We start from the raw sequence: 12,652 nt of genomic DNA on the forward strand, positions 1-12,652 counted from the left end.
ACCTTTCGTGATCCGCCGATGGCACCGAAGGCCTTGTTTCAGAATGGCAAACGCGCCACCTTAGCCTGACGGACAAAACAGGGCAGGCCAACGTGGAAATCAAGGGCGTCAAGTGGACCTATGACCGGTCGGAAGTGATCGCCGATGGCATCGTGCACGGTGTCGGCGTGGTCTTCGCGCTGATCGGCGTCACGGCGCTGATCTTCTACGCGACGGTCTGGGCGACGAGCGGGCAGTTGGCGGCCGCGTGGGTCTATGGCGTCGGCCTCGTCGTGGCGCTCGCCACGTCCTTCGCCTACAATCTGTGGCCGGTGTCGCGGGTGAAGTGGCATCTGCGCCGCTTCGACCATTCGGCGATCTTCGTCCTGATCGCCGCCACCTACACGCCCTTCCTGCAACGGGGCATGGACGATCCGCTGCTCGCCGGCATGCTGGTCTTCATCTGGGTAATGGCGGCGGCGGGCGTGGCGCTGAAATTTCTGTTTCCCGGCCGTTATGACCGGCTGGCGATCCTCATCTATCTCGCCATGGGCTGGAGCGGCGTCTTTGCCGCCGGCCCGCTCGCCACGCATCTGCCGATCGCCACGCTGGTGCTGATCGTCGCCGGCGGCGTGCTCTATTCCGTCGGCGTTATCTTCCATGTCTGGGAAAAGCTGCGCTTCCAGAACGCCATCTGGCACGGCTTCGTCGTGGCCGCCGCCGCCGTTCATTATTCCGCCGTCGTCACCAGCGTGGTGATGGCCGGTCCTGGCGCCTGAACAATTATTGCGCGGCGGGGGCGGCGCCCTGCGCGGTCGTGCAGCCTTCCGCCGGATGCAGGGATTTTACCAGCTTGCCGACGAAAGGCGAGATTTCCGCTTTCATCGATACCGGATATTCCAGCACGAAGGACGCCACGGCATCGTCGCAGAGCCGGATGGTGCGGTGATAGAGGATGCGGTCGCCGCGCGTGCCGGACAGGCTCGCCCAGCCGGCCTTCTGCCGGTCGTAGCTCAAATCCCAGCCCTCCTGCTTGTAGGTCGCGCGCCGGTTGGCGACGTCGAGCTCGAAGGGGCCGGCCGCGAGATAGTGGCCCCAGACGGCCAGCGTCGCGCCACTATTCGCATAGGTGCGGCCATCGCCGTTGTCGGCCTCGCTGGACAGCGCAAAACCCGGCGGGATCTCTACGGCATAGCCGAAGCGGCCGTTGACATAGGGCTCCCAGCCGGCCGCGAAGGCGAGGGTCGGGAGGAGAAGGAAAAAGCAAAAAATCAAACGCTGCACGAAAAACCCCTTAAATGCCTGTGCTTTCATGACGGTCCAGCATCGCGGTTTCATCGGCCATGACAACACATGACTGGACAGGTTTCCCGCTCCTCCTGTAAGCGAAGGCAAACAAGTGGGGGGAACCACCATGGACATAACGATACGCGACGCCGTGGAAGCGGATCTCCCCGGCATTCTCGACATCTACAACGATGCCGTCGCCAACACCACGGCGATCTGGAACGAGGCGGTGGTCGATCTCGACAATCGCAAGGCCTGGTTTGCCGCCCGCCGCGAGCGCGGTTTTCCCATCCTCGTCGCGGTGCGCGGCAAGCAGGTGATCGGCTATGCCTCCTATGGCGACTGGCGCGCTTTCGACGGTTTTCGCCACACGGTGGAGCATTCCGTCTATGTGCGCGGTGACGTGCGCCGCACCGGAAGCGGCCGCAAGCTGATGAAGGCGCTTATCGAGCGCGCCACCTTCAACGGCGTTCATGTCATGGTCGGCTGTATCGAGGCGGAGAACGCCGCCTCGATCAAACTGCATGAGCAGATGGGCTTCCGCATGGTCGGCCGCTTCAGCGAGGTCGGCATCAAGTTCGGCCGCTGGCTGGATCTGGCCTGCATGGAGCTGAAGCTCTCCAAGTAACGAGCCGGACGGTCAGTCCGGATCGAAGCTCAGCGCAACGCCGTTCATGCAATAGCGCAGGCCCGTCGGCGGCGGGCCATCGGGAAAGACGTGGCCGAGATGGGCATCGCAATCCGTACAGCGGATTTCAGTGCGCGTCATGCCGTAGGAATAATCCGAATGGTTCGTGACGGCATCCGGCGCTATGGGCTGGTAGAAACTCGGCCAGCCGGTCCCGGAATTGAACTTCGTCTCCGACCGATAAAGCGGCGCGTTGCAACAGATGCAACGGTAGGTGCCTTTTTTGGAAAGATCGAAATCCGGGCTGGAGAAAGCGCGCTCCGTGCCGTGTTCGCGCGTGATGCGGAACTGCTCCGGCGTCAGTATTGCCCGCCACTCTTCCTTGGTCTTGTTGACCTTCAACGTCGTCGTATCGCTCATGACGTCCTCCTGTTGGAACCATAAATAGGATGTGGGGCGGGGGAAGACAATCGGCTCTGCGTGGCTTGAAAGCGCCTCGGTTTCCTCCTATCCTCCATATTGATGCAGAAGGAGGAAGCCATGCCTTTGAACATCAAGGACAATGAAGCGCACATCCTTGCCCGCAAGCTCGCGGAGGCGACGGGCGAGAGCCTGACCCAGGCCGTCAAGGTCTCCCTTGAAGAGCGGCTGGCGCGCATTCAGGTTGCCAATGCGCCACGCCTTGCCGACCTGCTGGACCGGATCGCCCTCGACTGCGCGAGTCTGCCCGTACTCGATCCGCGCTCGCCGGAAGACATCATCGGCTATGACGAAAACGGCTTGCCGCGATGATCGCGCTGGACACGTCGGCGCTCGTCGCCATCCTCACGGACGAACCGGAGCGGCGTGCCTTCAATGAAGCCATCGAAAGCACCGCCGAACGGATCATGAGCGCGGCGAGCTTGCTGGAAACCAAGATGGTGCTGTTCGCCCGTTACGGCAGCGGCGGCGTGAACGCGCTCGATGCTTTTCTGCTGCGGGCAAATATCCGGATCGAGGCTGTTACGGCGGCGCAGGTTGAGATCGCCTTCGATGCTTTCCGCCGTTTCGGGCGTGGCACCGGTCATGCCGCACATTTGAACTATGGTGATTGCTTTTCCTATGCATTGGCGCGTGAAAACGCCGCGCCCTTGCTGTTCAAGGGTGGTGATTTCGGTTTGACCGACGTAGAAAAGGCGCTCTGATTTCTTTTAAGACAACGACGGGCGAAGCCCGCGCATGAGGGGAGGGGCATGACAGCGGACACGATGGGCCTGACCTTCCTCGCCTTCTGCCTGCCGTTCCTCGGCGCGCTGATCGCGCCCGCGCTGACGCGGCTTCTCGGCCATCGCGCCGCCTGGCCGCTGGCGCTCGTCCCCTTCGCCGTCTTCCTGCATTTCCTCGGCTTCAACGGAAAAATCGCCGGCGGCGAGATCGTCACCGGCGGTTATGTCTGGGTTCCCTCCTACAATGTCAGCTTCTCCTGGCTGATCGATGGCCTGTCGCTCGCCTTCCTGCTGCTGATCTCCGGCATCGGCACGCTGATCGTGCTTTATGCCGGCGGCTATCTGAAGGGGCATGTTCATCAGGGGCGGTTCTTCTCCTTCATCCTGATGTTCATGGGCTCGATGCTCGGCCTTGTCGCATCCGACAGCTTTTTGATGCTCTTCGTCTTCTGGGAGCTGACCTCGATCACCTCCTTCCTGCTGATCGGCTTCGACCATGCGCGCGAGGCCTCGCGTCGCGCCGCGCTGCAAGCGCTGATCGTCACAGGCGGCGGCGGGCTGTTCCTGCTGGCGGGCCTGCTTCTGCTGTGGGATGTCACCGATGTCACCCAGTTCTCGCTCCTGATGTCCTTCGGGCCGGAACTGCGCACGAGCCCCTATTATCTCGCCATCCTCTTCCTCGTGCTCGGCGGCGCTTTCACCAAGTCTGCGCAATTCCCGTTCCATTTCTGGCTGCCGAACGCCATGGAGGCGCCGACACCGGTCTCGGCCTATCTTCATTCCGCGACCATGGTGAAGGCCGGCGTCTATTTGCTGATGCGGCTCAATCCCGTGATGGGCGAGACGCCCGCCTGGGAAACCATTCTGCCGGCTGTCGGCGGGCTGACGCTGCTCGTCGGCGCCGTGCTCGCCATCCGCCAGACCGATCTCAAGCTGATGCTCGCTTACACGACGGTGGCGTCGCTCGGCCTGCTCGTCATGCTGACGGGCTTCGGCTCGGAGCATGCGCTGGCCGCCGCCGCGCTCTATCTCGTCGCCCATTCGCTGTTCAAGGGCGCACTCTTCATGGTCGCTGGCCTGATCGATCACGAGACAGGCACGCGCGACATCACGAAGCTCGGCGGCCTCCGGCGGGCCATGCCCGTCACCTTCCTCGCCGCCCTTCTCGCAGCACTCTCGATGGGGGGCCTGCCGCCGTTCTTCGGCTTCCTCGCCAAGGAGGAGGTCTATACAGCTCTGGCGGGCGGGAGCCTGCGCCAGATCGCCTTCACGGCCGCCGCCGTCATCGGCAACGGCCTGATGTTTGCGGTCGCCTTCGCCGTGGCGCTGAAACCCTTCCTCGGCGCGCCCGTGCAGACGCCGAAACACGCTCATGAAGGTCCCGCTCTTCTCTGGATCGGTCCGACGCTGCTGGCGGTGAAGGGCCTCGTCATCGGCCTGTTCTCCGCCGTGACCCATGCCATGCTGACCTCGCCGCTCGCCTCCGCCATCTCCGGCGCACCGCAGACCATTACGATTTCCGCCATGCCGCATCTCAGCCTCGCCTTCGGCCTGTCGATCGCGACGGTCGCCTTCGGCATCGGCGTCTTCCTGATGCTGGACCGCGCGCGGGAGGCGGCGAACCGGCTGATCGAGGATATCGGCTGGGGGCCGGATCGCGGCTTCGATCAGGCGATGACCGGCCTTGTGCGCGCCGCCTCCGCCATCAGCCGGCTCCTCCAGCCCGGCCGCATGGAAATCTACATGACCGCCACCTTCGCGGTGATCGCGCTGGCGCTGCTGGTGCCGCCGGTGATTTATGGCGAATGGCCGCGCCTGCCGGTCTGGCCGGCCGGCATGCCGTTCCATGAACTGGCGGTGATGCTGCTCGCCGTGCTCGGCATCGGCGCGGTGCTGACCGCCAGCAACCGCCTGACGGCCATCGTCGCGCTCGGCATCCAGGGTTTCTGCGTCGCCTTGCTTTTCCTGCTGTTCGGCGCGCCGGATCTCGCCTTCACCCAGTTCATGATCGAGACGCTCTCCGTCGTCATCCTCGCTCTGGTGATGACACGCCTGGAACTCACGCCGCGCGACCACCGGCCGCTGCGGGAAAAGATTCCCGATGCGGTGATCGCCATCGCCTGCGGCCTCGGCTTCGCGCTCTATCTCCTGAAGGTCACGCAGGGTCGCTTCGATACCGCGCTGACGGATTTCTTCAATCTCTATTCGAAGGCCATCGCGCATGGCGCCAATGTGGTGAACGTCATCATCGTCGATTTCCGCGGCACCGACACGCTCGGCGAAATCGCCGTGGTGATGGTCACGGGGCTCGCGATCCTCTCGATCATCCGCATCCGCAAGGGGAGGGTCGGCGCGTGAACACCCTCATCTTCCGCACCGTCGCGCCCTTCCTCACCGCCCTGATGGCGCTGTTTTCCATCTTCGTGCTGCTGCGCGGCCATAACGAGCCGGGCGGGGGCTTTATCGGCGGGCTGATCGCCGTCTCGGCGCTGGCGATCTTCGGCATAGCCAATGGCATTGCCGCCGTGCGCCGGGCGCTGTGGTTTCATCCGATGGCGATCTCGGCCTTCGGGTTGTTCATTGCTTGCCTTGCTGGCCTGCTCTCGGCGGCCTTCGGCGTGCCGTTCATGACGGGGCTATGGGTCTACCCTGTCGTTCTCGGCGTCGAGATCCCACTCTCCTCCGTGATGCTGTTCGATACCGGCGTTTATCTCGTCGTCGTCGGCGCGATCACCTCGATTGCGCTGGCACTGGAAGCGGGGGACGACGTCTGATGGAGTTTCCCTTCGTCCTGTTGATTGGCCTGTTCTTCGCCGCCGCTGTCTATCTGATGCTGTCGAAATTCCTGGTGCGCGTGCTGCTCGGCGTCGTGCTGCTCGGCAACGGCGTGAACCTCCTGCTCTTCACCAATGGCCGCATCCTGCGCGAGGTGCCGCCGATCATTCCCCAAGGCCATGACGTGCCGGCGACGCTGACGGCCAATCCGCTGCCGCAGGCGCTGATCCTCACCGCCATCGTCATTTCCTTCTCCTTCTTCGCCTTCCTGCTGGTGCTGGTCTACCGCGCCTATCAGGACCTCGGCACCGACAATGGCAACGAGATGCGTCTGGCGGAGCCGGAAGACGATCCGCTGCCGCCGACCGGCTACTGACAGGAACCGCCCCGCCAATGGCCGCAAATCCCGCCGACCTTTCCGCAGCCCTCGTCCTGACGCCGGTTCCCGCCGCCGACTGGCTGGTCGTGCTGCCGCCCGCCTGGTGCATCCTTGCCGGCGCGGTTCTGTTGATGCTGCGCAAATCGGTGCGGCTGCAGGCGCTGATCGCCATTCCAGCACTCGCCGGGCTCGTGGTGATCGATGCGCTGCTGCTCGCCCATGTCGCTGCAAACGGCCCGGTGACGATGGTGATGGGCCGCTGGCTGCCGCCCTTCGGCATTGCCTTCACGGCCGACCTGACGGGCGTGCTCTTCGCGCTGGCCGGCGCGGTCGTCGCCCTTGCCGGCGGCGTGCATGCGCTGGCCGATATCGATGCGAGCGGCCGGCGCTACGGCTTCTATCCGTTCCTGCTCCTGTTGATGGCCGGCGTCTCCGGCGCCTTCCTGACGGGCGACATTTTCAACCTCTATGTCTGGTTCGAGGTGCTGCTGATCGCGTCCTTCGGCCTGATCACGCTGGGCTCCGAGCCGCGCCAGATCGACGGCGCGATCAAATACGCCTTCCTCAACCTCATCGCGACGACGCTCTTCCTCGTCACGACCGGTTATCTCTACGGTATCTTCGGCACGCTCAACATGGCCGATATCGCGGCAAAGGCGGCGGCCGGCCGCGCCGAACTGCCGCTGATGACGCTGGCCACGCTGTATTTCGTGGCCTTCGGCATGAAGGCGGCGGCGTTCCCGGTGAATTTCTGGCTGCCGGCCTCCTATCACACGCCGCGCGTGGTCGTGTCGGCGCTGTTTGCCGGCCTGCTCACCAAGGTCGGCATCTATGCGCTGCTGCGCACGCTGGTCATGCTGTTTCCCGTCGAGCGGGAGGAGTTGAGCTTCCTCATCGTGCTGGTCGGCGTCGCCACCATGCTGCTCGGTGCGCTGGGCGCGCTCGGCCAGAGCGATATTCGCCGGCTCATCGGCTATGTCGTCATTTCCGGCATCGGCGTGATGCTGGCCGGCCTGTCGCTCGGCAGTCCCGGCGGCATCGGCGGGGCGATCTTCTACGCGCTGCATTCCATGGTGGTGATGACCGCGCTCTATATGGCGGCGGGACTGGCGGGGCGGCTTGCCGGCTCCTTCGATCTCAATTCCCTCGGCGGGCTCTATGGCCGCTCGGCGCTGTTTTCCGCGCTGTCGCTGGTGCTGTTCTTCGCCGCCGCCGGGCTGCCGCCGTTTTCCGGCTTCTGGCCGAAGGTCATGGTGGCCAAGGCGGCGATCGATATCGGCGCCTGGTGGCTGGCGGCGGCGGTGCTTGCCACCGGCTTCCTCACCACCATTGCGCTCGGCCGCGTCTTCGCGCTCGCCTATTGGCGCCCCGCACCGATGGCGCTGCCGGTGCAGACCATGCCCGCCGGCGCGCTGCTGCCGCTTGTCCTCCTGACTGCGCTGACGGTCGGTTTCGGCCTCTTTCCCGAGCGGCTGATGGCGCTTGTCCAGCATGCCGCACAAGGTCTTGCCGATCCGCGAGCCTATATCGGTTCCGTCTTTCCGGAGGGGAAGTGATATGCGGCCCGTCGTCATCATCGCCGTCTTCACGCTGATCTGGCTTGCCGTCTCCGGCAGTTTCACCGTTCCCAACCTGCTGCTCGGCATCGTGGCGAGCGCGCTGTCGCTCTTCCTCATCCGGGGGCATATCCAGCCGGACGGCCGGCGCTTCCGGCCGCTGAAGGCGCTGTCGCTGCTCCTTCTCTTTTTCAAGGAACTGGCGCTTTCGGCCTGGAAGGTCGCGGTTCTCGTGGCCAGCCCGAAAATGGTCCTGAAACCGGGTATCTTCGCCTTTCCGCTGACGGTCGACCGGGATTTCGAGATTACGCTGCTTGCCAATCTCATCACGCTGACGCCGGGCACGCTTTCGGTCGATGTCTCGGAGGATCGCAAGCTGCTCTATGTGCATGCCATCGATTGTTCCGATCCGGCCGGCACGCGGCGCGATATCGCCAACGGTTTCGAGAGGAAGATATTGGAGGCCTTCCGCTGATGGCTGCTGAAACGATCATCTCCGGCGCCTGCGCCATAGCGCTCTTCCTGATGTGCGCCGCCTTCTTCCTGACGGCCTGGCGGGTTATCAAGGGGCCGACCCTGCCGGACCGCATCGTCGCGCTCGACATGTTGACCGCCATCGCCATCGGCTTCATCGCCGTCGTCGCGATCCGGACGGGCTTCAACCTCTATATCGACATCGCCATCGCGCTCGGCCTTGTCGGTTTTCTCGCCACCGTCGCCTTCGCGCGTTTCGTGCTGAGCCGCGGTATGCAGCCGGGCGAGGAGGGCGCGCCGGACGAGGCACCGGCCGGCAACAGGACGCGCCGCAGCGGCGGCCATGCCCGGAGGCTGCACTGATGCCGGATCTTCTCCTCGCGCTCGTCGTCGCCATTATGCTGATAGGGGGTGGTGTCTTCACCTTCCTCGCTGCGCTCGGTATCGTGCGGCTGCCGGATGTCTATACCCGAATGCATGCGGCCTCGAAGGCCGGCACGGTCGGTTCGGGGCTCATGCTGCTGGCGGCCGGCATCCATTCGCTCGACGCGGCGATTTTCACCCGTGCGCTCGCCGGCTTCGTCTTCTTCGTGCTGACGGCGCCCGTGGCGGCGCATCTCGTCGCAAAAGCCGCACATGCAGCCGGTTATCGCCTGACGCGCCTGACTGTGATGGACGATATGCGTGAGCTGCGCGAACGCGCAGCCAAGAAGCGTTGAAAATTCGTTGAGACGCGTACCCTTAAAATTTGTAGTATCCTCGGCTTTCCCGTGGATCGTTTTCCTTGGTTGAAGCTCTCTGGTTTCTTTTCCAAAATATTTCTGGACTTTGATTTGCGGAATGATATTCCAAGTGAAGTAAAGCATTCGGGTTGATTTAGCTTGTATGCGATTTTCCTGTTTAAGTTGAGTTGGTAGCGTATTCGCGCTCACCCGGTATATAGCCGGGGTCTGGCTTAACTGGCGCGGCGGTCGCGATGCAGAAAAGTTATATTGACGCAAAAAGTCCGTATTTCGTGGCGAAGCGTGTCTGTTGATGTGATCTGCTCGCCCGATCTCCCGGAATCGTTGCTTTGCGCGAAATTTAATGCCCCGGCTGACGGAGAGAGACGTCAGCCCCCCGTTCGTCCGACAGGAGAGACATATGACTGAAACAAACCTTGGCACCAACTCCAATCTGCTTGTGGAGCTGACGGCCGACATCGTCGCCGCCTATGTTGGCAATCATGTCGTCCCGGTTGCCGAACTGCCGGGCCTGATCGCCGACGTGCATGCCGCGCTGAACAACACGACGCAGCCCTCGGCCGCCGTCGAAGCGCCCGTCGTTGCCGAAAAGCCGAAGCCGCCGGTTCCGGTCAAGAAGTCGGTCCAGAACGATTACATCATCTGCCTCGAGGACGGCCAGAAGTTCAAGTCGCTGAAGCGCCACCTGATGACCCACTATGGCATGACGCCGGAAGAATACCGCGAGAAGTGGGATCTGCCGGCAGATTACCCGATGGTCGCTCCGGCCTATGCCGAAGCCCGCTCGCGCCTCGCCAAGGAAATGGGCCTGGGCCAGCGCCGCAAGGGCAAATAAGCCTTCAAGGCGGAACATGCATGATTGAAGGCCGGAGCGGCGCCGCTCCGGCCTTTTTGCGTTGTGCTGCATGTCGCTGCGCTGACGACTCGGTGCTCCCTGCTTGATGTGGCTATAAGGAATATATGCCTAAATAGGGGATGTTTGCCCCAAAATTTTGAACGTATTCAATGGCTGATTGCGGATTGACGCTTCATTCGTCCCCGCTTGTCCTCTAAGGTGTATGAATAAATTCCTATCAATGGAGTGGCCAGTCATGCATCAGTTCATCGTATCCCAGAGGCGGGCATCCCGAAACAGCCGTCCGGCGGTGCTGGAAACCAAGGGCGAGGAGACCGGGACGGCGGGCCGCGGGTTGCGGCGGGTGATCACCGGCCTGGACACGCCGACCGTGGCGTCGGCCACCGCCTGCCGCATCGTGCGCCAGCTGGTGCTGGAAATGACGGCGCTTGCGAGCGAGCGGCCGCTCTGGCGCCGAGACAGTCGCCGTTCGACCTGCCACGTGCGCCAGATTTCCATGTATGTCTGCCATGTCGTGCTGCAGCTGTCCCTCTCGGATATTGGCGCGGCTTTCGGGCGGGACCGCACGACGGTCGGCCATGCCTGCAATGTCGTCGAGGACCGGCGCGACGATGCCGCCTTCGATGCCTTCGTCTCGGCGATCGAGCGCGTCGTGCTCTCGGTTTTCGGTCCCGCGGGGATCGGCAGCCATGGTTGACGCAAACGAGGATGCCGCGCTGGCAAAGCTTTTGCGTTTTCTGCTGACGGCCGGCGATGCGTCGCTCGACGGGGAGGGGCTTTTGGTCCTGAATGGCCGGAAGCAACCATTGTGCCGCGCGCTGCTTGAGGATGCCGTGCGGCGCGGCCTCGTCAGCCTCGCGGATGGCCGATTGCGGGCGACGACGGAGGCGAAGGCCCATCTCAGGCGCCGTTTGTGCGAGGCCGAAACGCCGTTCGCTGCACAGCATCGCGATCTGGCGCCCGTCGTCGTGGTTAGGGACGGCACCCGGCGGACGGCGATGGCCAACCGGCTGGAATCGCCGCTCGCCGCGCTTGCTCGGCTGAAGGAAAAGACTGGGGAGGCTTGGCTGCCGGAAGACGCGCTTGCCGCAGGCGAGCGGCTGCATGCCGATTTTACCCGCGGTGGTCTGCAGCCGAGAATGACCATGTCCTGGGAGCCGCGCATCGCGACGCGCCAGAAGGGCGAGGCGGGGACTGCGCGAGACCTCACCGACACCGCGCTTGCCGCCCGCGCGAGGGTGGCGAAGGCCATCGAGGCGATAGGGCCGGAATTGTCTGGCATCGCGCTCGATGTCTGCTGCTTCCTCAAGGGGCTGGAGACGGTGGAGCGCGAGCGGCAATGGCCCGCCCGCTCGGCAAAGCTCATGTTGCGCGCCGCCCTGATGGCGCTCGCCCGCCATTATGCGCCGCCTGCCGCGTCACCGCGCCGGACCCATGCCTGGGGCGGCGAGGGGTATCGCCCGGACCTGCCGCGCTGACGGCCGTCATTCGGGCGAGGGCCCGGTGCGAACCGGGGCTGTCGCCCGGGTCGGCAGTCAAAAATGGTCGTCGAAAATGCCGCTATCCCTTGTTTAGAAAATGCTGTTAACTTTGCACTAACCATACCGGTTTCTCCAATATCGCAGGCCTTTCATGATCTTCCGGCGCAGCGCTCCCGTTGCACTCATCCTGGCTGTCGTCATTGTCGTGTCCGGCGCCGCTCTGGTAACGAGCCGCCTGTTTTCCGGCATGACCGATGCCGTCGAAAGCAGCCAGTTCCAGACCATGCAGGCGATCGTCGAAACGGCGATCCGCGATTCGGAAAACAAGGCTCTGGCCCGCGCCGAACTCGTCGCCGAATTGCCGACCGTGCGCCGCCTCTTCGCCGCCGGTGACCGAGCTGGGCTGAATGCGGAGCTTTCGGCGATGTTTGCTGGCCAGAAGGCCCGACACGGCGTCGATCAGGCGCAGTTCCACACGGCGGACGCCGTCTCGTTCCTGCGCCTGCATGACCCAGATAAATTCGGCGACGACCTCAGTCGCACCCGTCCGCTCGTTGTGGCGGCCAATAGGGAACGGGTGCCGATGAAGGGCGCGGCGGTTGCGCGCAACGGGCCGGGCATCTTCGGCGTCTCGCCGGTGCTGGACCCGGCCGGAAACCATATCGGCACCTTCGAGTTCGGCATCGATTACGGGAGCGTGCTCGCCAACCTCAAGACCGCCTACGGCCTCGATCTCGCGCTGTTCATCGACGAAAGCATCCTGAAGGAGTATGGCCAGGGCGTCGATCCCGAGCGCATGGGCGAGCAGGCCCGCGTCGGCAAATATATCCGCATCGAGGCGACCAACGCGCAGCTGATGGCCGAGCTTGCCGGTCCCGGCGACATCGCCGTTGTCAACGAGCCATCGCATTATGTGCGCGAGGCCCAGGGCCTTGCCCGCGGCGTCGTGCTTTTGCCGGTCACCAGCGGCTCCGGCACGCCGCTCGGCGTCGTTGCCGCCACACAGGATTTCAGCGCGTCGCGCGCTGCCGTCAGTCGGTTGCTGATCTGGCAGGGGGTCGTCACCCTCATCGCCATCGTGCTGCTCGCCGCCTTCATCCTCATCGTGCTGCGCGGCTTCCTGTTGCGTCCGCTGGTCGTGCTCGGCGAGCGGTTCGATGCGGTGGGCAATGGCGGAACGCTGACGCCCATCGAGGGAGCGGAAACCTTCCCGGCGGAAATGCAGCCCATGCTGCGGCTCTATGAGCGCATCCGCAGCCGCCGCGCCGAGCCGGAAAAGGCATCGTGAC

At 63.9% G+C, this 12,652-nt stretch carries 17 protein-coding genes; 15 read left to right on the top strand and 2 right to left on the bottom strand.

Annotated features, from left to right (window positions below; all coding sequences use genetic code 11):
- Positions 1-92 precede the first annotated feature (92 nt).
- Entirely contained in the window at positions 93-758 is a 666-nt protein-coding gene (locus D0Y60_RS09295; RefSeq protein ID WP_117369065.1) for a hemolysin III family protein, read from the top strand.
- A gap of 4 nt (positions 759-762) precedes the next feature.
- Here D0Y60_RS09295 and D0Y60_RS09300 read toward each other — a convergent pair whose 3' ends face one another.
- A complete protein-coding gene (locus D0Y60_RS09300) occupies positions 763-1,263 on the bottom strand; it encodes a hypothetical protein (RefSeq protein ID WP_147324515.1) in 501 nt (166 codons plus the stop codon).
- A gap of 130 nt (positions 1,264-1,393) precedes the next feature.
- Between D0Y60_RS09300 and D0Y60_RS09305 the strand changes: the two genes are divergently transcribed.
- Positions 1,394-1,894: a GNAT family N-acetyltransferase gene (locus D0Y60_RS09305; protein WP_117369068.1), complete on the top strand. Its 501-nt coding sequence runs from the start codon at positions 1,394-1,396 to the stop codon at positions 1,892-1,894.
- A 12-nt stretch (positions 1,895-1,906) separates the two neighbouring features.
- On the opposite strand, the gene msrB is transcribed toward D0Y60_RS09305, so the two are convergent.
- Positions 1,907-2,314, bottom strand: a complete 408-nt coding sequence (gene msrB / locus D0Y60_RS09310) for a peptide-methionine (R)-S-oxide reductase MsrB (protein ID WP_117369070.1) — start codon at positions 2,312-2,314, stop codon at positions 1,907-1,909.
- Between the two features lie 120 nt (positions 2,315-2,434).
- Between msrB and D0Y60_RS09315 the strand changes: the two genes are divergently transcribed.
- The 13 genes from D0Y60_RS09315 (at position 2,435) to D0Y60_RS09375 (ending at position 12,651) form a co-directional block, all read left to right on the top strand.
- Positions 2,435-2,686 (top strand): type II toxin-antitoxin system VapB family antitoxin, encoded by a 252-nt coding sequence (locus D0Y60_RS09315; protein ID WP_117369711.1) that lies wholly within the window; start codon positions 2,435-2,437, stop codon positions 2,684-2,686.
- Positions 2,683-3,078 carry a type II toxin-antitoxin system VapC family toxin gene (locus tag D0Y60_RS09320; RefSeq protein WP_245409135.1) on the top strand — a complete coding sequence of 132 codons (396 nt, stop codon included), beginning with the start codon at positions 2,683-2,685 and terminating at the stop codon, positions 3,076-3,078. The genes D0Y60_RS09315 and D0Y60_RS09320 overlap by 4 nt, the downstream gene beginning before the upstream one ends.
- A gap of 48 nt (positions 3,079-3,126) precedes the next feature.
- Entirely contained in the window at positions 3,127-5,457 is a 2,331-nt protein-coding gene (locus tag D0Y60_RS09325) for a putative monovalent cation/H+ antiporter subunit A (protein WP_199564134.1), read from the top strand.
- Positions 5,454-5,873: a Na(+)/H(+) antiporter subunit B gene (locus D0Y60_RS09330; RefSeq protein WP_117369071.1), complete on the top strand. Its 420-nt coding sequence runs from the start codon at positions 5,454-5,456 to the stop codon at positions 5,871-5,873. Before D0Y60_RS09325 ends, D0Y60_RS09330 begins: the two co-directional genes overlap by 4 nt.
- Positions 5,873-6,250: a Na+/H+ antiporter subunit C gene (locus D0Y60_RS09335; protein ID WP_117369073.1), complete on the top strand. Its 378-nt coding sequence runs from the start codon at positions 5,873-5,875 to the stop codon at positions 6,248-6,250. Before D0Y60_RS09330 ends, D0Y60_RS09335 begins: the two co-directional genes overlap by 1 nt.
- A gap of 17 nt (positions 6,251-6,267) precedes the next feature.
- Positions 6,268-7,809, top strand: coding sequence for a Na+/H+ antiporter subunit D (locus D0Y60_RS09340; RefSeq protein ID WP_117369074.1), 1,542 nt, complete (start codon positions 6,268-6,270; stop codon positions 7,807-7,809).
- Position 7,810: 1 nt separating this feature from the next.
- A complete protein-coding gene (locus D0Y60_RS09345; protein WP_117369076.1) occupies positions 7,811-8,284 on the top strand; it encodes a Na+/H+ antiporter subunit E in 474 nt (157 codons plus the stop codon).
- Positions 8,284-8,646, top strand: a complete 363-nt coding sequence (locus D0Y60_RS09350) for a cation:proton antiporter (RefSeq protein WP_117369077.1) — start codon at positions 8,284-8,286, stop codon at positions 8,644-8,646. Before D0Y60_RS09345 ends, D0Y60_RS09350 begins: the two co-directional genes overlap by 1 nt.
- Positions 8,646-9,002 (top strand): monovalent cation/H(+) antiporter subunit G, encoded by a 357-nt coding sequence (gene mnhG / locus D0Y60_RS09355; RefSeq protein ID WP_117369079.1) that lies wholly within the window; start codon positions 8,646-8,648, stop codon positions 9,000-9,002. Before D0Y60_RS09350 ends, mnhG begins: the two co-directional genes overlap by 1 nt.
- A gap of 424 nt (positions 9,003-9,426) precedes the next feature.
- Entirely contained in the window at positions 9,427-9,861 is a 435-nt protein-coding gene (locus D0Y60_RS09360; RefSeq protein WP_117369080.1) for a MucR family transcriptional regulator, read from the top strand.
- A gap of 256 nt (positions 9,862-10,117) precedes the next feature.
- Positions 10,118-10,579, top strand: coding sequence for a helix-turn-helix domain-containing protein (locus tag D0Y60_RS25020; RefSeq protein WP_245409136.1), 462 nt, complete (start codon positions 10,118-10,120; stop codon positions 10,577-10,579).
- The gene (locus D0Y60_RS09370; RefSeq protein WP_117369082.1) at positions 10,572-11,360 is read left to right on the top strand and encodes a DUF6456 domain-containing protein; all 789 of its coding nucleotides are present in this window, start codon (positions 10,572-10,574) and stop codon (positions 11,358-11,360) included. The genes D0Y60_RS25020 and D0Y60_RS09370 overlap by 8 nt, the downstream gene beginning before the upstream one ends.
- Before the next feature lie 154 nt (positions 11,361-11,514).
- A complete protein-coding gene (locus D0Y60_RS09375) occupies positions 11,515-12,651 on the top strand; it encodes a cache domain-containing protein (RefSeq protein ID WP_117369083.1) in 1,137 nt (378 codons plus the stop codon).
- Position 12,652: the final 1 nt, after the last annotated feature.

The sequence above is a fragment of the Shinella sp. WSJ-2 genome (assembly GCF_003432075.1).
In the GTDB taxonomy this organism is placed as follows: Bacteria; Pseudomonadota; Alphaproteobacteria; order Rhizobiales; family Rhizobiaceae; genus Shinella.

Excerpts from the sequence above, each read along its gene's own strand:
- mnhG (WP_117369079.1), top strand. The coding sequence starts at position 8,646 with ATGCCGGATCTTCTCCTCGCGCTCGTCGTCGCCATTATGCTGATAGGG.
- msrB (WP_117369070.1), bottom strand. The coding sequence starts at position 2,314 with ATGAGCGATACGACGACGTTGAAGGTCAACAAGACCAAGGAAGAGTGG.
- D0Y60_RS09350 (WP_117369077.1), top strand. The coding sequence starts at position 8,284 with ATGGCTGCTGAAACGATCATCTCCGGCGCCTGCGCCATAGCGCTCTTC.
- D0Y60_RS09315 (WP_117369711.1), top strand. The coding sequence starts at position 2,435 with ATGCCTTTGAACATCAAGGACAATGAAGCGCACATCCTTGCCCGCAAG.
- D0Y60_RS09325 (WP_199564134.1), top strand. The coding sequence starts at position 3,127 with ATGACAGCGGACACGATGGGCCTGACCTTCCTCGCCTTCTGCCTGCCG.
- D0Y60_RS09320 (WP_245409135.1), top strand. The coding sequence starts at position 2,683 with ATGATCGCGCTGGACACGTCGGCGCTCGTCGCCATCCTCACGGACGAA.
- D0Y60_RS09335 (WP_117369073.1), top strand. The coding sequence starts at position 5,873 with ATGGAGTTTCCCTTCGTCCTGTTGATTGGCCTGTTCTTCGCCGCCGCT.
- D0Y60_RS09360 (WP_117369080.1), top strand. The coding sequence starts at position 9,427 with ATGACTGAAACAAACCTTGGCACCAACTCCAATCTGCTTGTGGAGCTG.
- D0Y60_RS09345 (WP_117369076.1), top strand. The coding sequence starts at position 7,811 with ATGCGGCCCGTCGTCATCATCGCCGTCTTCACGCTGATCTGGCTTGCC.
- D0Y60_RS09305 (WP_117369068.1), top strand. The coding sequence starts at position 1,394 with ATGGACATAACGATACGCGACGCCGTGGAAGCGGATCTCCCCGGCATT.
- D0Y60_RS09340 (WP_117369074.1), top strand. The coding sequence starts at position 6,268 with ATGGCCGCAAATCCCGCCGACCTTTCCGCAGCCCTCGTCCTGACGCCG.
- D0Y60_RS09375 (WP_117369083.1), top strand. The coding sequence starts at position 11,515 with ATGATCTTCCGGCGCAGCGCTCCCGTTGCACTCATCCTGGCTGTCGTC.
- D0Y60_RS25020 (WP_245409136.1), top strand. The coding sequence starts at position 10,118 with ATGCATCAGTTCATCGTATCCCAGAGGCGGGCATCCCGAAACAGCCGT.
- D0Y60_RS09370 (WP_117369082.1), top strand. The coding sequence starts at position 10,572 with ATGGTTGACGCAAACGAGGATGCCGCGCTGGCAAAGCTTTTGCGTTTT.